The sequence below is a fragment of the Pusillimonas caeni genome (assembly GCF_003545815.1).
GTDB lineage: Bacteria > Pseudomonadota > Gammaproteobacteria > Burkholderiales > Burkholderiaceae_B > Pusillimonas > Pusillimonas caeni.
In genome coordinates this window covers 578,529-598,452 of the sequence record NZ_PDUW01000002.1, presented here as the reverse complement: position 1 = coordinate 598,452, position 19,924 = coordinate 578,529, and the positions used below count along the sequence as shown (strand labels likewise).

The window sequence follows — 19,924 nt, the reverse complement described above, 5'->3', positions numbered from 1 at the left end:
GTTCCGTCCTTAGGCGCTAAGCCGCTGAGATGCCCAATCGGATTCCTGGCGGCGCTTCAGATCGGCTTCCACCCAGTAGTTCTTTTCCTGGTTGCGCGGCCCGATGCCGTCGATGGACGCCGGGCCGGTCACCTCGCGGGCCTCTTCGTCGCTGAGCAGCATCGGCGCCTTGCCCTCGCCGGCCAGCGTGGCCTCGATGGCCTTGACCAGCATGCGGCGGTAGGTATAGATGCATTTGTCGCTGGCCGCAAGATGCTCGCGGGTGCGATCCTGGATCGGGCCCTGCGACTCGACCGCCCACTGGTCGTGCACGTTGATGTCGTGCCCCATGCCCGTGTAGGTTTCAGTCATCTGCTCGTTGGCGTCGAAGCCGTAGTGGTTGCTCTTGTTCTTGCGCGAGGTGTAGCCGGGCAGCTCGTACAGTTCGAGGCGCTGGGCCCGCATCTGCTCTTTGTTCACCGGCTCGGTGAAGCTGGTGAAAATGGCATACCAGTAGCAATGCGTGTCGTCGACGGGCACGTGCCATTGCGAGATCGTCATTTCGGAGCTCATGGGAATGACGATGGCTTGCGGAAACACCAGATTGGTGACGCGGACGTGGGTGAACTCTTCGCTGAGTTCGCGCAGCGACGTCATGCGCATGCCGTAGTTGGTGGGCTCCACATTGATGGTCGGGCGGCCGTATTCGCGCAGCACCTTGGTGATGGCCATCTCGGAGTCGGACGATGCGCCGCGGAACTGCTTGCCGTAGCTGGCCGAGGTGTCTTCGTCCTCGAAGAAGCGGTGCAGGTACGAAGCGTGCGCCGGGTCGATGCCCACCTCGAGCGCCTGCAGCCAGTTGCATTCCCACAGGCCCTTGAAGGCGAATGTGTGCGTGCCGGGCGCCACGAAACAGTCCATGTCCGGAAACGCGGGCGGCTCGCCTTCGCCCAGATAAGCGAAGATCACGCCGCTGCGCTCGACCACCGGATACGCGCCCTGCTGGATGGTTGTGTGGAACTTGCTGCTGGCCGGCTCGGCCGGGGTTTCCATGCACTGGCCCTTGACGTTGAACAGCCAGCCATGGAAGGCACATCGGATGCCGCCGTGTTCGAGGCGGCCGAAGGCCAGGTCGGCGCCGCGGTGCGGACAGTCCCGGTCAAGCAGGCCCAATTCGCCGTTGTCGTCGCGGAACAGGACCATGTCCTGCCCAAGCAGCTTGACGGCCTTCAGCGGCCGGGGGCCGTCCAGTTCCTCGGCCAGGGCGACGGGTTGCCAGTAGCGGCGCAGCAGCTTGCCGGCCGGGACGTCCGGACCCACCCGGGTCATGAAATCGTTCTGTTCTGCAGTAAGCATGGGAGCTCCTCGCAATGCGGTTGGACCAACACGAGGGGGCCGCGTGCGTCGCCCGCAAGCGATGTGGCACCCCGTTCTATTGCATACAGTTTTACGATTTCCGGGTCGTCTGTCAAATGGCCGGCCAATTCTTGGGAATTGTCTTCACCCGCCTCTTCCATGCATCAATGCCAGCCGATAATAAAATTATACCCTTTATTATCAATATATTAATGATAAAAAATAAACCCGGCGGGCATTCTGGAGCGGAGTGCGCCGGATACACCTAATTAGGGAAAACTCTAGGACGAAATCACTCGATTGCATGCAATGAGCCGGGTACAGTAGAATCCATGGCAGCAAACGGAGTCGTCATGAAGCCCATCGCCGAATCGCAACAGTCGCGCGTACTGATCCAGCTGCGCGACCTCATCCTGAAAGGCGCCTTCGCTCCGGGCGAGCGCCTGGCCGAGATCCCCCTTGCCGAAAGGCTCGAAGCCTCTCGCACGCCGGTGCGCCTGGCGCTTACCACCCTCGAATACGAAGGCCTCATCGAAGCCATGTCCAGCGGCGGCTACCGCATGCGCGGCTTCACCGCCACCGAGGTCTCGCACGCCATCCAGACGCGCGGCGTGCTCGAAGGCTACGCCGCCCGGCTGCTGACCGAGAACGGCCCCTCCAAGCAGCTGCTGCGCCAGCTGCACGAATGCCTGGACGACATCGACGAAGCCGTCAACAAACCTCAGATGAGCTTCGACGATTACGCCGCCTATGTGGAGCTCAATGCGCGCTTCCATGCACTGATTCTCGAGGGCAGCGGCAACCGCACCCTGCAGCGCATGATGGACATGCTGAACGGCCAGCCCTTTGCCGCGCCCAGCGCCATGCTGCCCATGCAGTCCTCGCATGAAGAAGGCACCCGGGCCATGCAGATGGCCCAGCTGCAGCACCACGCCCTCGTGCAGGCCATCGAGCGCGGCCAGGGCGCCCGCGCCCAGGCCCTGGGCGAAGAGCACGTCGAGATCGCCCGCATGAACGTCGAATACGCCACCAGCAACCCCGAACTGGCCGCCGAGGTCATGCCCGGCATCAGGCTGGTGACCCGGGCCGGCTAAGCGGCGGCCCGGCAAAGCAGCGGGCACTGACAGGCCTAGCCGGCCCAGGCTACGAGATCGAGCTGGAAGGCGGCGCTCGGCACAGGCAGCGGGCCCGGCGTCCTGAAGGCGGTGATCGGCATTGCGATACGTCCCATCGAGCTGGCCCAGGCCCCCAGAAACACGCCATAGCGCTCCAGTTCAGGCGTCATGAACCTGCAGCGCAAAGGCACCGCCCCCGGACAAGCTTCTTCCAGCATCTTCGCGACATAGTCCACCTGCTTATGCATGGGATCCTCATGAAAAGGCAGCGCGGGATCGACGCGCGCCGCCGGCGCCAGGCCGTTGACGTAGTCGGTGGCGCACAGCCCCGAGAAGAACACATAAGGGCCCGCCCGGATAGCGCGCGGTTCGCACACCCGCTCCGAAGCTTGCGCCGGCAGCGCGATAGCCTCCCTGTCCCAGGGCCCTTCCGGGTCCAAGGCGACCAGCTCTATTTCCAAGGTGGTGTAGGGCGTGGGAAACGTAGCCGGAATAAAGATGCGCGCCGGCGGATCGTCGCCGAATATCTCTCGCCATACACGCTCGATCGCCGCGATCTGCGTCATGTCGTTGAGATGGATTTCCGCCTTGACCACTTTGCTGAAGTCCGCCTTGAAGGAAGCCAGCACGTCTTCCAGATACTGCAACACCACCCTGCACGATGTCTCCGCGTGATCGCCGCGGTACGGGAAATCGTGGTGACCGCGAAGTTCGGAATCCGTCGCTCCGCCGATGACGTTGTTGGTACGGCCCGAGGTAAAAATGAAGCCGCCCCCTTTCACCGCTTTGGAATAGATGGTCTTTCCCCATATTTTCTGGTGCGGCGGCATGGGTGCGGAGTCGGTCGAAGTAGTCAGCGCCTCGCGCGCAAAGGCCGACGCCGATCTCAGCGCTATGCCGTCCACGGCCACCCGCAGATCGCGCACACTGAGCTCGGGTTCGAGGACCAAGGTGCTTGGAGGGGGAAACTCGCCGAAGATCTCCGGGCGCATGCGAAGAGCCTCGTAAACGTCAGACTCGTGCACGTGGAAGGAATTGATTTTCAGCAGTTGGCGCAAGTCTGAACCCGCTTGGCCCAGCACCTGATCCATGGTTCCATAGATACTGCACAACTCGCGATTTACCTGCGACCAGTGATTCGGATAGCCGTCGAAAGGACGAATGCCTTCGGGCACGCCTCTTTCCGGATGCGCGGCGACGCCGCCGCCATAGAACACCAGGTCGCCCGCCGCCGCGGCCAAGGGAATGGTTTCCGCGGCCGCGCCGGGATAGGCGAAGAAGCGCGGGCTTGAAAGATCGATAGACACGTTCGTCCCCTTTAAACCACCGTCAACTTCGCATCCAAGGGCAGCCCGGTTATTTCTTCAGGCCCGTCCTCGGTGATCAGGACTGTGCGGCCAAGCATGAGTCCGGTCTTGTCGTCCCAATCCGGATTGAATACGTCCGAGGCGGTTGCGAACACCATATTCTTTTTAAAATCGATCGCGGGTATGCGCGCGTAGGCATGCTGGTTCCACCCGCCGCCCTTTCCGCCGTACATGGTGCTGGGAAACTCGGGGGACGCCAGCCCATGCCCGTGCAGGCCGCACTCGACCGAGCCGAAGCCCGCATCGATGATAGGCTGGCGAAAGGCCATCACCGCATCCGAAAAGGGGGCCCCCGGCCGCATGGCGGCAATGCCGGCGCGCTGCGATGCAACGCATACCTCGTGGATGGCTTGATATTCAGGTTTGGGCTCGCCCAATGAAATGGAAATCTCCGCCCCCGCCAGATAGCCCTTGTAGCGCGCGTGATATTCGCAAACGACGATGTCCCCGGCTTCGAGCGTTCTGGCCGAAGAGGGCGGACGCTTGCCGTGCGGCGGCGGTATCGCGCCGGAGGACATCCATATCATTTCTTCCTCGCCGCCCCGGCTGAGCGATGCGTCCAGCATGGCCGCATAGATTTCGTATTCGCGAACGCCCGGCCGCGCTGCCTCTTTCATCGCCAAGGCCATCTGCTTCGCCAGCTTTCCCGCCCGCCTGAGCAAGGCGATCTCTTCGTCGCTCTTGACCAGGCGCGCCTGCTCGAGCAGCCAGCCCGCATCGATGAAGCGGGCTGACGGCAGGCCCGATTCGATTTCGGAAAACTGCTGATACGGCACGGCTTCGGGAACGACTCTTGGCCTGGTCTGCCCAAAACCGACGATGCCGATGTTGGCATGCTGGTACTTGCGATCGATGAGCGTATTGACGATATCCCGGGTCGTCTGCTGCCCCGCCCGAGTATCGGAGATCCATCCTCCCGCCAATGCTCCATAGGGCGTTACGTCGTGGGGAAAGCCGGACCAGATGACCGGCTCGCCATCCAGAGGGAACAGGATGCATCCGGGCGCCACCCGGCCCGACAGGTATCGGTTGTTGGCCAGGCCCGCTTGCCACTTCGACTCATTTCCCCATACCAGCAACGCGTCGAATCCCGCATGGTCCATACGCCAGCGGACTTCGCGCCAGCGGCGTTCGCGCTCGTTCGTGCTCAGATCCAGATCGCTCCACGCCTCATTGTTGTAGCTAGTCAAATCATCCTCCTATCTCAATATCGAGCAACTCGGGTGCAATCTGAGGACTGCTGTTGCGGGTATACCAAGTCATGACTGCGGATCGGAACACTTCTTCGTCGGTCCCGCCGAAGCCTCTCCGACGCAGCGTCCGGATGTTGTCCCGGTCTCCTTGCGTCAGCTCGAACGACAGCTCCTCTTTCTTGATCGGGAAGTTGACATACTCCGGCTTGTAGTCGGGGTCCTTGATGCAGCGCCGATCCTGCTCTTTATGCCGGACCTTGAACTGCTCCGGCCGACGCTGGTTGATGTATCCGGTATGCTTGCGGCGCAACTGTTCCAGCACCCGCCCCGTGTATTCCGTTTTGTCGCGCACTTCGACGCCGACAGGATTGAACCAGTAATTCGACGTGTTGGACACATCGCCCGAACCACATACGTTCGGTACCGCCAGTACGTCCATCAGCGCCATCAGCACCACCGTGTCGCCTTTCTTTCCCGTGTTGCGGCGCACATTCGGGATGAAGTTTCCCTGGTCGTCCCAGCCCGTGTTCATCCAGAAATTGAGCGAGTCGTGCACGTCGTCGGGCGTCAGGCCGTATTCGGCGATGGCCTCCGCCAGAGTGTCCTGGCAGTTGGTGTGCACGCCGGGGTAACGTCTTTCTTTCTCGAATTGCGTAGCGTGACACCGCGCCGCCAGCAGGTCCGTGAGGCAGGTGTCCGGTTTCTCGAGGATGACCATCATGGGGTTGTAGCGCGGAGGATTGCTCCAGATGATCGAGCCGACATGGGCGCGGAACCCGGTGCGCCGCATATGCCCTACCGACATCCGCTCGCGATAGTCCTCGAGATTGAAACAATTGAAGTCGACGCATTGAGCGCCCTCTACCAGCGTGATGTGCAGCGTTTGCCCCGCCTTGAGCGGAATCGCCCTGCCGGTCACAGGCTGCATCACGTCCGAGTACGTGGCGTCTCCGTACTTTGCCGGGTTCATTTGCAATCCCTCCCCAGAGTCTGGCGCGCAAACGATCTGAACATCTCCAGAATCATGGCGTCCAAGCCGTCGGTCCGGCCCGATTCGTCATACAGCATCTTGAGCAGAACCATTTGCTGGCTCGTAAATGGCACTTGCAGACTATTCATTTCCTCTCTCCGTGGTTGTTCAGCCGAATGCGAGTTTCGGCAGGTAAGTGGCTATCGCAGGAATCAACATGATCAAGCCGATGACGAGCAGGTTGATCAGCATGTAGGGAATGACCGAACGCCAGATCGCGGTCATGGTGATGGATGGCGGCGTGACGCTGCGCATGACGAACAGCAGCATCCCGAAGGGCGGCGTCATCAACGCAATCTCCAGGTTGATGAGCATCAGTACCGCGAACCAGATCGGATCGAGATGCAGGGCTGCGATGATAGGCATCAGGATGGGAAGCGTCACCATCATGATCGCGATCTGTTCCAGGAACATGCCCAGCACAAGAAGCAGCAGCATCGTCAAGATGACGAACATCATCGGCGACTGGTCTCCGGCCACGACGAAATTCAGCAATCCCCGGCTCGCGCCGGTGAAGGCAAGCAGCTGGCTGAAAGCAATGGCCGAAGCAAGAATCGTCAACATCATTACCGAGATGCGGACGGTGTCTATCAACGAGTTCCAGACAGCACGTACGCTCAGACCGCCATAGGCCGCCGCCAGGCAAAAAGAGGCGAGCGCCCCTACGGCGGCCGCTTCGGTCGGAGTCGCGATGCCGGCGAATATGACGCCTATAACCAGGATGATGACCAGCGTCAGGGGCAGGACGTTGGCGAACAGGCCCTTGAGCTTGACGCCCAGGGTTGCGCGCTCGACCTGGTACGAAGGGGCGAGCGCCGGAAACTTGATCGCCACCCCGATTACAAATACCGCATACAGCACGGCCAGCATAATGCCCGGCAAGATGAGCGCGATCAGGAGCTTTCCGATGGATATCTTGGCCACCGAGGCAAAAATCACCGCCAGGGCGCTGGGCGGGATGAGCATGGACAGCGCACCCGACGCCATGATGGGGCCCATGGACATCGCACCGCTGTATTTGCGCTGCATCAGCTCAGGCACCAGCAGGCGGCCCAGCAAGGCGGTGTTGGCCATGGTGGACCCGCTCAGGGTCGAGAACAGGGTGCCGCTCGCTATGGTCAGCAAGCTCAGGCGTCCTGGCAACCGCCCCATTGCGATATCCAGCGACTTCAACGCCCTGCCGGCTATCTTGGAATGCCACAGGATCTCCCCCATCAATACGAACAAGGGAACCGGCAGCAGCGAAAACACGCTCAGGGACGACTTGACACTGAGCACATAGGACTGGAACGGCCCGCCCCAACCCTGAGTGAGATAGATGCCCCCCAAGGTCACCGCGGCCAGGGCGAAAGCCACCGGCATGCCGATGCCGAGCAGGGCCAATACAGCGCCGAAAATGAGGGTCAACGTTTCATACCAGGCCATTGTCGCCCCCCATCCCGTTGCTTTCGTCCTTCTGCTCGCAGGGACCGCGCCATAGCTGAAGCACGAACTCGATCGCCGCCAGACCGAAACCAAATGGGATGACCCAGTAAATCAGGTAGTCGGGGACCTCTATTGCTTGAATCGATACGGCATTCCGGGCAATGCGATCGGCGAGCACCACCGCCCCCCAGTAGGCCACCAGCCCGCAAACCAGCGCGCAGGCGGCGGTGGTCGATAGCAACAGCCCCCGCCGGACGCCCGGATCGCACTTCTCCACGAACGTGGTAATGGCTATATGCCCGCTTTCCCTGGCCAGCCAAGCCATGCCCAAGCAAGGGATATAAAGCAAGGCGTACTCGGAAACTTCAAACATCCATGTTATGGACCGGCCCGTTATATAGCGGGTAAATACATCGACCGAGATTCCCATCATCACGAGAAAAACGAGAACGGCAGCCAGTCCGCCCAGCACATCCAGCAGGCGATGGTAAGCAAGAGACATCATGCTTTTTCCCCAGATCGGGCGGCTCAGGAACCCGAGCGATTTCCGGTACGTTGCAATTGCTCAGCGAGCTCCTTGTCTTTTTCGAAGACAGCCGCGTTCTGACGTATGAATTCGTCCCAGCCCGCTTTCATCGTGGTGTCGAGAAAATAACGCGCGTCCTCATCCGAGAAAGTGATGAATTCCAGGCCCATGTCGGCCAGACGCTTGTCTTCGTTCTGAAGCCGCTCCTTCATCTGGGCCTCTATGCGCAGCTCAAGTTCGGGTGCCAGCTTCTCCATCTCTTGCCGCACATCTTCAGGAAGCTTTTCCCACGCGGCCTTGCTGAACAAGATCGCCCCATCCAACGAATAGAAAGGATGATTGACCACGTACTTGGTGACCTCGTGCCATCCATAGACGTCGATGCCGGTGTAGGTCCAGCCAAAACCGTCGATCACGTTGCGCTCGAGGGCCGTGTAGACGTCGTCAGGGGCAATGCTCATGGGAGAACCACCCAGGGCGCGGATCATTGGTAGCTGGGCAGGCGAACCGCGCAGGCGCAAGCCGGAGAAATCCGGCTTGTCGATGGGCTTGCGCAAGTACATGCGAAATTGGTTTCCGCCGGACGTATTGGCCAGGTACACCACCCCGGCGTCGGCGTGAATACGCCGCATCAGATCGAAATACCCCGACTTCCTTAGTTCGGAAGGCAGCAGCGTGGTGAACTGCACCGCCGCGGCCAGCGGCACCTCCCCGCGGTAATAGGCGGCCGCGCCCAGTAGAACGTCCACGACCCCATTTTGCAGAGCGGCGAATTGATTGGCCGCCTGTGTAACTTCAGGCCCGCCCAGGTATTCGATCTTTACCCGGTCTCCCAGCTTTTCGTGTACCAAGTCTCTGAAAATGAAAAAAGACTGACTCAAGTCGTAGTCCTGAGTCCATGGCGTCATGCCTTTAAGCACGATCGGCGCTTCCGCCTTTGCACTATGCCCGAGCAGGCAGGACAACACCAAGACCCCATATGCGAGCGCCTTCGCCGCTCGACTAAGCTCTTTCCACATATTGCCTCCATGTTTATATATAAACTAGTTGTTTTTCGTTGTTGTGCTAGTCTAGCGAAAACTTTTCAAGCATTCAACCATAAATTATTTTTTGTATAATTTGACCGAAAATATACGTTTATCCATATATGAAAGGACGTTCCATGGCCAAGGCTTCGAGCACAGCGCCGGCATCCCGTGCCACTGACAATGCTTCGCTGGGCAACCCGACGCTCGCCGAAACAGCATTCACCGAACTCAAGAAGAAGATCATTGCGGGCCAGCTGGCCCCCGGCACGCCCTTGAGGCTGGAGGGCCTCAAAGTCAGCTTGGGCATAGGCTTCACCCCCTTGCGCGAAGCGCTCACCCGCCTTACCGGAGAGGGACTGGTCGAGGTCAATGGCCAACGCGGCTTTCGCGTTGCGCCCGTCACCCTTGAAAAACTCCAGGACACCATTCAGCGCCGTATCGAAATCGAGGCCCTTGCGTTGACGCGCGCCATGGAGCGCAGCAACGAAGACTGGGAGGCCAGAATCATCGCCAACTTTCATCGCCTCTCTCGCCGCAAGGCCATCGACCCGGACACGGGTCTCGTCTCCCCCGCCTGGGACAGCGCGCACCGCGACTTCCACTTCAGCATCGTCGAGGGCTGCGACAGCGAATGGCTGCTCTATTTCTGGCAATTGCTGTTCGATCAGGCACACCGCTATCGGCAGATAGCCGTTACACACGGCATGCCGTATCGCGATGACCATACAGAGCATCAGCGCATGGTCGACGCGCTGCTCGATCGAAATCTCGAAGAAGCCCTGGCTGCGAGCCGCAACCATATCGAAAGCACCTACAAGGTCGTGCTCAAGGTCTTGCCTGAAATCACGTAAAGCGGTGCCGCGCGACTGCCTGGCCGGATCGAGCCAGGCGGCTGAGCGGCATTCCATGCATACGACAATCGGAGCCTTTCATGTCAAACACCCAGGTACAAGTCATCGTCCTTGGCGGCACCATTACGATGACTTCAACGCCCGAGGGCGGCGTCGCGCCTTCTCTCGCGGGAGAGGCTTTGATGCAGTGCCTTCCGGCCTTGCGCCAGATTGCCGACGTGACGGTCGAGACCCCGTTTCTCAAGCCGGGGGCTTCTTTGACCTACGAAGAGTTGAAAGGCGTGGTGCAGTCGGCCCGGGCTGCGGCGCAGCGCGGCTTTGCGGGCACTGTGGTCGTCCAGGGAACGGACACCATCGACGAAAGCAGCTTCTTCTGCGACCTTCTGCATGAAGGCGAGGAGCCCATCGTGTTCACCGGTGCGATGCGCAACGCGTCGTCGGCCGGCGCGGACGGACCGGCCAATCTCCTTGCGGCCATCAGCGTCGCGGCGGCGCCCCGGGCCCGGGGCATGGGCGTACTGGTGACGCTCAATGACGAAATCCATCTTGCTCGCGCTGTCGAGAAGATGCACAAAGGCCTCCCATCCGCCTTTCAGACGCTGGACGGAGGGCCGGTGGGCTATTTCAATGAATCGACGGTGGAGATCCTGCGGCGGCCGGTACAGCGTTTCCATCTTCCCGCTCCCGAGGGCGCATTGCCGCCGGTCGCCGTCATCAAGGTGGGCATGGACGATTCCACGGCCTTGCTCGAGGCCGCAGCCGATCTGGGCTACGCCGGCCTGGTGGTGGAGGCCATGGGCGCCGGGCACGTGCCCGCGCATTTCGTCGAACCGCTAGGCCGCCTGGCCGGCAGGATGCCGGTCGTCCTGGCGTCCAGGGTGGCCGGGGGCCGGATCTTCCGCAATACGTACCACTTCCCCGGCTCTGAGATGGGCCTGATCGAGCAAGGGCTGATTCCGGCCGGCTGGCTCTCGCCGCACAAGGCCCGCATACTGCTGGGCGCCTGCGCGGCGTGCGGCCTGGACCGGACCGCCATCGTCCAGGCCTTCGGCCGCTATTCATGATGGAGGTCCCGTCCGGCGTCAGCTCATCGCGCACTCGCCGGCGTACGAATCAGGCTGGTTCTTGAGCACGTCCTTGGCGATCGTCTTGAACTGCGCCTTGCCGTCTTCGCCCTTGACGATCTCGAACACGTGGTAGCTCTGCACCGGGTAGTTGTTGTTGCCGAAGCGGAAATCGCCGCGCAGCGACTCGAACTTGGCGTTCTTGATGGCCGCGTTGAAGGCTTTCTTGTCGGAAACGTCGCCGTTCAGTGACGCAACCGCCGCATCCAGCAGCATCGCGGCGTCATAGGTAAACGCCGCATAGGCCGACGGCAGGCGGCCGTACTTCTTCTCGTAGGCGGCGACGAATTCTTTGGAGCGCTGGGTCTCGATGCCCGGGGTCCAGGTGTCGACCACGATGGAGCCGAACACCGCGTCGCCCATGGCCGCCACCCCCGCGCCCTCGATGGAGTTGGCCGAGTAAAGCGGGTACTTGTCGGCCAGGCCGGCTTGGCGGTATTGCCGCACAAAGCTGATGGCCAGCGCGCCCGGATAGAACATGAAGACCGCGTCGGGGTTGGACGAAGACACTTGCGTGAGTTCGGCCGAAAAGTCCAGCTGATTCAGGGGTGTATAGATTTCGTCGGCCACCTCGCCCTTGTAGGTCTGCTTGAAGCCGGCCAGCTTGTCCTTGCCGCCCACGAAATTGGGAGTCAACAGGCTTACCCGCTTCACGTTCTGGTCTTGCAGGTACTCGCCCATGGCCTCGGCGGGCGTATCGCTTTGCCACGAGGTAATGAAGAGATTGGGCTTGCACAGTTTGCCGGCCGTGGGCGAGGGCCCCGCCACCGTGCCGATGAAGGGCACGTCGGTCTCGGCGATCTTGGGCTGCAGGGCCATCAGCACATGGGCGAAGGTCAGGCCGGTCACCACGTCGACGTTCTCGCGTTCGATCAGCCGCGCCGCGCCGTTCAGGGCGGTGTCGGGCTTCTGGTGGTCGTCTTCGATGATCAGCGTGGCGGGCACGCCGCCCAGCTTGCCTCCGAGCTGTTCGAGCGCCAGCTGGAAGCCATCGAGCTGATCCTGCCCGACGGCGGCCGAAGGCCCCGACAAGGTCGCCATGAAGCCCACCTTGACATCCGCCGCCGCGGCGGCGGGCAAGGCGCCGGCAAGGGTAAGCGCCAAAGCGGCCAGCTTGAATTGTGTTTTCATGATTTGTCTCCCGTTCTTTCTGATAGTGTTTTAAGTGCCTTCCGGCCTGCCCCGCTGCGTCGGCCTGACGCGGCCGGATCAGACGATGCGTGTTTCGAGTTCGCCCAATCCTTCTATCCACACCCGCATCACGTCCCCGCGCTGCAAGAACACGCCCGATTCCATGCCGACGCCGGCGGGCGTGCCGGTCAGCAGGATGTCGCCCGGCAGCAGATCCAGCCTGTGGCTCAGGTAGCTGATCTGCTCGGCCACGCTGTACAGGTGGTTGCTCGTATTGGAGTCCTGCTTCAGTTCATCGTTGAGCCACAGCTTGATGTCAAGGTCTTCGGGCGTGTCCACGAACTCGGCGGGCGTGATGAAGGGTCCGATGGGGCACGCACCCTTGAAGCATTTGTGACCGATCCAGTCGAACTTGAACGGCGAACCGGCATCGACGGCATCACGCTTGAGATTGTCGCGGGCGGACAAGTCGTTGGCGCACGAATACCCCGCCACGTGCTGCAGCGCCTGCTCGAGCGGCACGCGGGACGCCCGGCGTCCGATCACGACGGCGAGTTCGGCCTCCCAATCGAGCCGGGCGGTGTGGCCCGGCATGGCGACGTCTTCTTTATGCGCGGCCAGGGTGGCCTGGCCCGCCTTGATGAAGTGCCAGGGTTCGATGCCCTGGGATTTCGGGTCGGTGACCAGGTTCATGTTCATCGCCCGCGCCATGGCTTCGACGTGATCCCGATAATTGGCGCCGGCCGCATAGACCACGCCGCAGCGCGTCAGGGGCGCCAGAAAGGTCGGACCGTCCAGAGCGGCGGCACAATGCGGGGCCGGATCGGCCGCGATGCCGCCGGCCAACTCTCGCAGGGAGCGGGATGCCCGGTCCCAGTCGGACAGCAACTCGTCCACCGACGCCCAGCGGGCGCCATCGCCCAGGGCCGTGCGCAGATCGTACAGACGGTCCTGGACCGCGATGCCCGGACGCGCCTCGCCCGCGGCGCCCAGATAGGTGAACAACTGGTATTTCATAAAAGCGTCCCGCGTTTCAACGAAGCAGATAGGATTGGTCGGAAAAGCGGAAGGTGACGGTGACGCCGCCTTCCATCAACAGCCATTTCTTGATGTCGGCCGCATACACGCCCTGCTGAATGAAAGGGTCGCCCGAAAGAATGCGCTCGACCTCGGCCACGGAATCGGCGCGAAAAATGGACATGCCGCCCGCCGTCCCCGGAGTGACGCCTTCCTGCACGAAGGGGCCGGACGCGAAGAGCTCGCCCCGCTTCTCGCACTGCACCGCCCATTCGAGATGCGCCGGCAGCAGCTCGTTGATGCGGGACAGGTCGACGGGCGTGCGCAGCACCACATATAGCGGCTTCTTGAGCATGCCCTGCATCAGCGCTTGTGCTTGCGATGGGCTGTTCATGGGGCCTCCTCGAAATTGACGATGAAGTCTTCGGGCGGCGGCGTGGCCGACCAGACCGCGATGACGTCCTTGGGCGACTCGGCAACCAGGGGCTGCCAATCGCTGTCGTCCTCGGGTATGACGTCGATGTCCCAGAAATATTCGGCCAGGCTGCCCCAGGGGTCGCGAATGTAGTGGAAATAGTTCGACCCGCCTATGTGCCGGCCCAGGCCGAAGGCATCCCGGTATCCGGCGCGCAGCAGGGTCTGGGCGCCGATCTCGATCTCGTCCAGGTCGGCTACTTCGAAGCTGACATGATGCAGGCCGGTATGCGTGCTTTTGGCGAAGGCGACCATGTGGTGGTCGCCGCCCGCCGAGCCGCGCAAGAAGGCGATGACGTCCGCGGCTTGATCCGACACCTTCATGCCCAGCAGTTCGGTGTAGAACTGGATGGAGCGGGGTACGTCGGGCGAGAACTTGATCAAATGCCCCAGCCGCAAGGGCTTGGCCTTCTTGTGGCGGGTTTCCACCCGACATGCGCGTCCCACGCGGCGATATCGCCCGTGAGCATTGATTTCGGGAGGCAGGTTGGCGGTGCAGGCCGGCGCGGGCTCGGCCACCTGCACGTTGAGCCAATCGCCGTGCGGATCCTGGAACCAGATGCCGCCAAAGGGGACGTCGAAGGGCGCCCCTTGTATGGCCACGCCCGCCTGCCGAAGCTTGCCGGTCAGCGCCGCCATGCCGGCTTCGTTGGTGCCCAGCGAGGTATAGGCCAGTTTCTTGGGAGAACCCTGCATGAGGCGGATCTGGTCCTGGTCGCGGCCCTGGCAGCGAAACACCAGGTCGTTTCCGCAGGCCCGCGCCTGCAGGCCGAACAATTCATAGAAGGCGCGCCCCACCTCGAGATCGGGCACGACCATGCCCACGTGTAGCAGCGAACGTATCATCGTATAACCTCTTGTCGTTTCTGAATGGCCTGGGTCCTCGCGCTGGAGGCGCCATGCCGATTGCTAGCTTTGGCCGCCCTGCCCCGGCCTGGAGTCGGCCTCGATCAACTTGATGAGGGCGGCAATGTCTTCGTCTCGCAGGCCGCCGCCCAGCGCCCGCTGGTAATAAGGCTCGGCGGCGGAAAACAATGGCGTCGCGCAGCCGAGTTCGTCGGCCATGGAGCGCCCCAGCTCAAGATATTTTTCGAGGGTGGTGAAAGGCCCGGGAGCCGGGCTGAATGCACGCTTGGCCATCATGGGCGCGCGCACGCCGAACATGGCCGAGCCTCCCGCGCCCTGCTGGATGACCTCGGCCACGACATTCGGGTCGAATCCCGCCCTGACGCCCATGTTCATGGCTTCGGCCGCCGCCAGCGTATGGATGGCCAGCAGGTAGTTGGCGATGAGTTTCATGGATACGGCGGCGCCGTAGTCGCCCAGGTGAAACACCGAGGGACTGATGGCTTCGAGGAGGGGCCGGCACTGCTCCACCAGCTCGGCCTCGCCGCCCACGTACAGCGCCGCCTTGCGGGCCTTGACCATGGGCGGCGAACCGCTGACCTCGGCTTCGAGCACCCGCGCGCCTACCCGCGCGAGCCTGTCGGCCTGCTGCAGCTTGAAGGCCTTGCGGTAGGTGCCGGTCTCGATCACGATCTGGTCCGGCCGAAGCGCCGCCAAGAGCCCCTCGGGGCCGTCGAGCACCTGCCGGGATGCGGTCTCGTTGGGCAGGCACAGCAGCACAACGTCGGATTCGCGCGCCACCTGCGCGGGCGACTCGAGCGCCCGGCCGCCCAGCGCCGTGAATGCCTGCATGCTGCTGCGGCGAAAGCCCGCCACCTTGAAACCCGCCTGAATCAGATTGCCGGCCACCGGCAGGCCGAGCTGCCCGATGCCGATCATTCCCACGGTTTGAGAATGCGTCGCCATGGTCTTGTCTCCTTGTTATATACGAGGATTCTATCGGTGCCCCGGAGCTTAAACCATAGCGATTCGTTGATTACTATGTATTAATGAAATTTATACCTCTAGATCGTAGGACGTGCGGGCGATGAGATCGCGCAGCCACTGGTTGGCCGAGTCGCGATGGAAGCGGTCATGCCAATACAGGGCGATCTCGAACGAAGGCAGGGAAATCGGCACCGGCTTGAGCACCAGCGGGTAGTGCTGGGCCAGCCTCTGGGCCAGGGATTCGGGCGCGCACCATACGAGATCGGTCGTCATGATGAAATGCGGCGCAGACAGATACTGCGGCAGCCGGATGCGGATCTGGTTGCGCAGCCCGGCATCGACCAGGGCCCGCTCGATGACCAGGTGGCCGCTGCCCGAGTACTCCACCAGCAGGTGGTCCTGGGCGCAGAACAGTTCGCGGGTCAGGTCGGCGTGCTCCAGCGGATGCCCCTTGCGCAGCACGCAGACGTAATGCTGCGAAAACAGCGGGCGCCGGTGGATGCCGGTTTCGAGCGAGGGCAGAAAGCCGATGGCCAGGTCGATGCGGCCGCTGGCCAGGCCGGCCAGGGTGTCCTCGATGGGCTGGAAAGTGGTGCGCAGCCGTATCGAGGGCGCCGTGCGGGAAAGTTCCTGCAGTATCTTGGGAAAGCACACCACCTCGCCCACGTCGCGCGTGCGTATGGTGAACTGGCGGCGCGAGGACGAAGGGTCGAAAGGCGCGCGGCGGTTGGAGGCCTTGCGGATCATGTCGAGCGCCGTGAGCAGCTGTTGCGACGCCTGCACCGCGTAGGGCGTGGGCTCCATGCGCCGGCCCACCAGGGTGAACATCTTGTCGCCGTGCTCTTGGCGCAGGCGCTTGAGGGCGCTGCTGACCGCCGCCTGGGTCAGGCCCAGGTTCTCGGCGGCCAGCGTGACCGAGCGGTCGCGCCACATGGCTTCGAACACATACAGCAGGTTCAGGTCTTTCATGCCCTGTGCTCCGTGCCGTCGCGCCGGGCCCTCGCCCCGCCGCCCCGCGGGCGTGCGGAAAGAGGGCGTCCGGCCTCAAACCCCCAGATACTGCTGGACGATGGCGCTGTTCTGGCGCAGGTCGTCCGAGCTGCCGCTCCAGACCACCTTGCCTTTTTCCAGCACATAGTGGCGGTCGGCGAACGGCAGCAGCGCACCCACGTTCTTGTCGATGACGATCTGCGACATGCCCTGCCCCTTGAGCGCGGTCAGCGCCTGCCAGATCTCGGCCCGGATGATGGGCGCCAGGCCCTCGGTGGCCTCGTCCAGCACCAGCAGGCGCGGATTGGTCATGAGCGCCCGGCCGATGGCCAGCATCTGCTGCTCGCCCCCCGAAAGGTGCCCGCCCAGATTGCCGCTGCGCTCTTGCAGGCGCGGGAAAAAATCGTACACCCGCTTGAGCGTCCATTCGGACGTGCCGCCGTGGCGGGCCGCGGCGCGCGCCGTGGCCACCAGGTTCTCTTCGACCGTCAGGTTGGGAAACACCTGGCGCCCCTCGGGCACCAGGCCCAGCCCCAGGCGCGCAATGCCGTACGAGGGCATGGCGCTGGCCACCTTGTCGCAGAAGATGATCTCGCCTTGCGTGACCGGCAGCAGGCCGAACAGGCATTTGATGGTGGTGGAGCGGCCCATGCCGTTGCGGCCAAGCAAGGTGACGACTTCGCCGGCCTTGACGTCGAACGAGACGCCGAACAGGGCCTGCGCATGGCCGTACGAGGCGTGGATATCGCGAACTTCGAGTAATGTCGTCATGTTTCTTATCCTATTGCCTCGTCGCCCAGGTACACCGCCTTGACCTCCGGATGCTGGCGGATTTCTTCGGGCGTGCCCGAGAACATGGCCTTGCCGTACACCAGCACGGTGATGCGGTCGGCCAGGGCGAACACGGCGTCCATGTCGTGCTCGATGAGCAGAATGGTGTGCGAGCCCTTGAGCCGCTTGAGCAGAGCCACCACGCCGGCCGACTCCTGCGCGCTCATGCCGGCCATGGGCTCGTCCAGCAGCAGCACCTTGGGCTGGGCCGCCAGCGCCATGGCCAGTTCGAGCTGGCGCCGCTGGCCGTAGGCCAGTTCGGCCGCCGGCGTGTCGGCCAGTTGCTCCAGGCTGGTGACTTCAAGCGCCTGGCGGGCGATGTCGACCAGGTCTTGGCGGGCCAGCATGGGCTTCCAGAATCGAAAGGCGTGTTCTTTGGCGCCCATGGCCGCAAATACCGTGTTTTCGAGCACGGTAAAGCCCTCGAAAATGGACGTGATCTGGTACGAGCGCAGCAGCCCGCGCCGCGCCCGCTGGTGGATGCCCAGGGCCGTGACGTTTTCACCGGCAAACAGCACGCTGCCCGAATTGGCCGCCAGTTCGCCCGAGAGCTGGTTGATGAGGGTGGTCTTGCCCGCGCCGTTGGGGCCGATGATGGCGTGCAGCTCGCCGGGGCGCACGTCGATGGAGACCGAATCGGTGACCAGCAGGCCGCCAAAGCGCTTGACCAGCGATTCGGTACGCAGCAGATAGTCGCTCATGCCTTGGCTCCTTTGGCCTGTTTGACGCCGCCCTGGGCCGCGCCCGCCTTGCGGCGGCTGAATGAATCCAGGAAACCGGCAATGCCGGCCTTGCCCAGCAGGCCGATGAACACGATGACCAGGCCGAACACGGCCAGCCAGTGGTCGGTGAACATCTTGAGGATTTCTTCCAGGCCCAGGAAGGCCAGCGCGCCCAGCATCGGCCCGAAGACCGTGCCGATGCCGCCCAGCACCAGCATCACGACCAGATCGCCGGAGATGATCCAGGACAGCGTGCTGGGCGAGGCGAAGGCATTGAGGTTGGCCAGTAGCAGCCCGGCCACGCCGCACAGCATGGCCGACAGCACGTAGGAAGCCAGCAGGTAGTGGTTGGCCGGGAAGCCCACCGCGCGCACGCGCCGGGCGTTTTGCCGGGCCCCGCGCAGCACCATGCCGAACGGCGCCACGCGCAGGCGCGCCGTCCACCAGGTGGCCAGCACCAGCAGGATCAGGGACACGATGTAGACCTGGTAGACCCCGCCCAGGTCCAGCCCGAAGAACTGGCTGGTGTTGGAGATGCTGGTGCCGTCGTCGCCCCCGTATTGCTTCAGGCTCACGAACAGGAAGTAGCCCATCTGGGCAAAGGCCAGCGTGATCATGATGAAGCCGATGCCCGAGGTGCGCAGGCTGATGGCCCCGGTGATGAGCCCGGCCACGCCGCAGCTGAACAGGCAGATGAACAGGTGGATCCAGCCGTTGTCGATGCCGTAGAAGGCCGGCAGCGCCACACTGTACGCCCCCAGCCCCATGAACAGGGCGTGCCCCAGGCTGACCAGGCCGCCGAAGCCCAGCGCCAGGTTCAGCGCCACCACGGCAATCGCGTAGATGAGGATGCGCGCGAAATAGGCGACGTAGAAAGTATGGTCGGTGACGTGCCCCCACACCGGCACCAGGATGAACAGCAGAAAGATGGCCAGGGGCACGATGGTGCCGGCCTTCCAGATATTGCTTTGATTCGTGGACATTATTTCTTGGCTCCCGCAAACAGCCCTTGCGGACGGATGGCCAGCACCACCGCCATCAAGACGTAGATCAGCATGGACGCAATGGCCGGCCCGGCGGCATTGGCGATGTCGCGCGCCATGACCTCGCGCAGCAGCATGGGCAGGAAGGCCCGGCCCAGGGTGTCGACAATGCCCACCACCAGGGCGGCGTAGAAGGCGCCGCTGACCGAACCGATGCCGCCGATGACGATGACCACCAGCGTGGTGATCAGCACCGGCTCGCCCATGCCCGACTGCACCGACAGAATGGGACCGGCCATGACGCCGGCCAGGCCGGCCAGCGCCGCGCCCACGCCGAACAGCAGCGCGTTCAGGAACTTGATGTTGATGCCCAGCGCCCCGATCATCTGCGGGTTGACCGAGCCGGCGCGGATCAGCATGCCCAGGCGCGTTTTATGGATGAGCCAGTACGAGCCCACCGCGGCCAGCAGGCCGGCCACGATGATGGCGAAGCGGTACGACGGGTAGGTGATGCCGAACAGGTTGACCGTGCTGTCCAGCCACGCGGGCACGGGCAGGAAGTACGGCTGGGTGCCCCAGATGATCTGCGCCATTTCGTTGAAGAACAGCAGCAGGCCGAAGGTGACCAGCACGTGGTCCAGGTGGTCTCGCGAGTACAGGCGCGAGACCGCCGTTCGTTCGAGAATGAACCCGACGATGATGCACCCGCCCACCGCCGCCACAATGGCCAGCAGGAAGGAATCGGTATGGTTATAGGCGGTGGCGCCGAAGTAGGCCCCCAGCATGTACAGCGAGCCGTGCGTCAGGTTCACGAAGCTCATGATGCCGAAAACCAGCGTCAGGCCCGCAGCCAGCAAAAACAACAGCACGCCGTACTGCACGCCGTTGAGCAGCTGCGATAAAACAAGTGTAGTCATCCATTGCCCTCTATCTTTGGGTGTCGTATATA

At 62.7% G+C, this 19,924-nt stretch carries 21 protein-coding genes; 3 read left to right on the top strand and 18 right to left on the bottom strand.

Annotated features, from left to right (window positions below):
- Nucleotides 1-9: 9 nt before the first annotated feature.
- The gene (locus CSC67_RS06630) at nucleotides 10-1,335 is read right to left on the bottom strand and encodes an aromatic ring-hydroxylating dioxygenase subunit alpha (RefSeq protein ID WP_118993705.1); all 1,326 of its coding nucleotides are present in this window, start codon (nucleotides 1,333-1,335) and stop codon (nucleotides 10-12) included.
- 353 nt (nucleotides 1,336-1,688) lie between these two features.
- On the opposite strand from CSC67_RS06630, the gene CSC67_RS06625 reads away from it, so the two are divergent.
- Nucleotides 1,689-2,429 carry a GntR family transcriptional regulator gene (locus CSC67_RS06625; RefSeq protein ID WP_118993704.1) on the top strand — a complete coding sequence of 247 codons (741 nt, stop codon included), beginning with the start codon at nucleotides 1,689-1,691 and terminating at the stop codon, nucleotides 2,427-2,429.
- A 35-nt stretch (nucleotides 2,430-2,464) separates the two neighbouring features.
- On the opposite strand, the gene CSC67_RS06620 is transcribed toward CSC67_RS06625, so the two are convergent.
- From CSC67_RS06620 to dctP, 7 genes are read right to left on the bottom strand one after another with little or no spacing between them, the layout of a single operon-like run.
- A complete protein-coding gene (locus CSC67_RS06620; protein ID WP_118993703.1) occupies nucleotides 2,465-3,757 on the bottom strand; it encodes a RidA family protein in 1,293 nt (430 codons plus the stop codon).
- A gap of 11 nt (nucleotides 3,758-3,768) precedes the next feature.
- On the bottom strand, nucleotides 3,769-5,007 hold the full coding sequence (locus CSC67_RS06615; protein WP_118993702.1) for a M24 family metallopeptidase: 1,239 nt from the start codon (nucleotides 5,005-5,007) through the stop codon (nucleotides 3,769-3,771).
- Between the two features lies 1 nt (nucleotide 5,008).
- The gene (locus CSC67_RS06610; protein WP_118993701.1) at nucleotides 5,009-5,980 is read right to left on the bottom strand and encodes a DUF1989 domain-containing protein; all 972 of its coding nucleotides are present in this window, start codon (nucleotides 5,978-5,980) and stop codon (nucleotides 5,009-5,011) included.
- On the bottom strand, nucleotides 5,977-6,129 hold the full coding sequence (locus CSC67_RS21315) for a hypothetical protein (protein ID WP_167752779.1): 153 nt from the start codon (nucleotides 6,127-6,129) through the stop codon (nucleotides 5,977-5,979). Before CSC67_RS21315 ends, CSC67_RS06610 begins: the two co-directional genes overlap by 4 nt.
- A gap of 19 nt (nucleotides 6,130-6,148) precedes the next feature.
- The gene (locus CSC67_RS06605; protein WP_118993700.1) at nucleotides 6,149-7,465 is read right to left on the bottom strand and encodes a TRAP transporter large permease; all 1,317 of its coding nucleotides are present in this window, start codon (nucleotides 7,463-7,465) and stop codon (nucleotides 6,149-6,151) included.
- A complete protein-coding gene (locus CSC67_RS06600) occupies nucleotides 7,452-7,970 on the bottom strand; it encodes a TRAP transporter small permease (RefSeq protein WP_118993699.1) in 519 nt (172 codons plus the stop codon). The genes CSC67_RS06605 and CSC67_RS06600 overlap by 14 nt, the downstream gene beginning before the upstream one ends.
- A gap of 23 nt (nucleotides 7,971-7,993) precedes the next feature.
- On the bottom strand, nucleotides 7,994-9,010 hold the full coding sequence (gene dctP, locus CSC67_RS06595; RefSeq protein WP_118993698.1) for a TRAP transporter substrate-binding protein DctP: 1,017 nt from the start codon (nucleotides 9,008-9,010) through the stop codon (nucleotides 7,994-7,996).
- Between the two features lie 143 nt (nucleotides 9,011-9,153).
- On the opposite strand from dctP, the gene CSC67_RS06590 reads away from it, so the two are divergent.
- Entirely contained in the window at nucleotides 9,154-9,870 is a 717-nt protein-coding gene (locus CSC67_RS06590) for a GntR family transcriptional regulator (RefSeq protein WP_167752778.1), read from the top strand.
- Nucleotides 9,871-9,950: 80 nt separating this feature from the next.
- On the top strand, nucleotides 9,951-10,934 hold the full coding sequence (locus tag CSC67_RS06585; protein WP_118993696.1) for an asparaginase: 984 nt from the start codon (nucleotides 9,951-9,953) through the stop codon (nucleotides 10,932-10,934).
- A gap of 18 nt (nucleotides 10,935-10,952) precedes the next feature.
- Here the strand turns inward: CSC67_RS06585 and CSC67_RS06580 are convergent, their stop codons facing one another.
- The 10 genes from CSC67_RS06580 to CSC67_RS06535 form a co-directional block, all read right to left on the bottom strand.
- Entirely contained in the window at nucleotides 10,953-12,125 is a 1,173-nt protein-coding gene (locus CSC67_RS06580; RefSeq protein WP_118993695.1) for an ABC transporter substrate-binding protein, read from the bottom strand.
- A gap of 78 nt (nucleotides 12,126-12,203) precedes the next feature.
- Entirely contained in the window at nucleotides 12,204-13,142 is a 939-nt protein-coding gene (locus CSC67_RS06575) for a fumarylacetoacetate hydrolase family protein (protein WP_118993694.1), read from the bottom strand.
- Between the two features lie 16 nt (nucleotides 13,143-13,158).
- Entirely contained in the window at nucleotides 13,159-13,536 is a 378-nt protein-coding gene (locus CSC67_RS06570; RefSeq protein ID WP_118993693.1) for a YciI family protein, read from the bottom strand.
- Nucleotides 13,533-14,462, bottom strand: a complete 930-nt coding sequence (locus tag CSC67_RS06565) for a VOC family protein (protein ID WP_118993692.1) — start codon at nucleotides 14,460-14,462, stop codon at nucleotides 13,533-13,535. The genes CSC67_RS06570 and CSC67_RS06565 overlap by 4 nt, the downstream gene beginning before the upstream one ends.
- A 63-nt stretch (nucleotides 14,463-14,525) precedes the next feature.
- Entirely contained in the window at nucleotides 14,526-15,428 is a 903-nt protein-coding gene (locus CSC67_RS06560; protein ID WP_118993691.1) for an NAD(P)-dependent oxidoreductase, read from the bottom strand.
- 90 nt (nucleotides 15,429-15,518) lie between these two features.
- The gene (locus CSC67_RS06555) at nucleotides 15,519-16,418 is read right to left on the bottom strand and encodes a LysR family transcriptional regulator (RefSeq protein WP_118993690.1); all 900 of its coding nucleotides are present in this window, start codon (nucleotides 16,416-16,418) and stop codon (nucleotides 15,519-15,521) included.
- Between the two features lie 75 nt (nucleotides 16,419-16,493).
- The gene (locus CSC67_RS06550) at nucleotides 16,494-17,210 is read right to left on the bottom strand and encodes an ABC transporter ATP-binding protein (RefSeq protein ID WP_118993689.1); all 717 of its coding nucleotides are present in this window, start codon (nucleotides 17,208-17,210) and stop codon (nucleotides 16,494-16,496) included.
- A 5-nt stretch (nucleotides 17,211-17,215) separates the two neighbouring features.
- Complete coding sequence (locus CSC67_RS06545; RefSeq protein WP_118993688.1) at nucleotides 17,216-17,971, bottom strand: ABC transporter ATP-binding protein; 756 nt, start codon at nucleotides 17,969-17,971, stop codon at nucleotides 17,216-17,218.
- Nucleotides 17,968-18,975, bottom strand: coding sequence for a branched-chain amino acid ABC transporter permease (locus CSC67_RS06540; protein WP_118993687.1), 1,008 nt, complete (start codon nucleotides 18,973-18,975; stop codon nucleotides 17,968-17,970). The genes CSC67_RS06545 and CSC67_RS06540 overlap by 4 nt, the downstream gene beginning before the upstream one ends.
- Nucleotides 18,975-19,892: a branched-chain amino acid ABC transporter permease gene (locus CSC67_RS06535; protein ID WP_118993686.1), complete on the bottom strand. Its 918-nt coding sequence runs from the start codon at nucleotides 19,890-19,892 to the stop codon at nucleotides 18,975-18,977. Before CSC67_RS06535 ends, CSC67_RS06540 begins: the two co-directional genes overlap by 1 nt.
- Nucleotides 19,893-19,924: the final 32 nt, after the last annotated feature.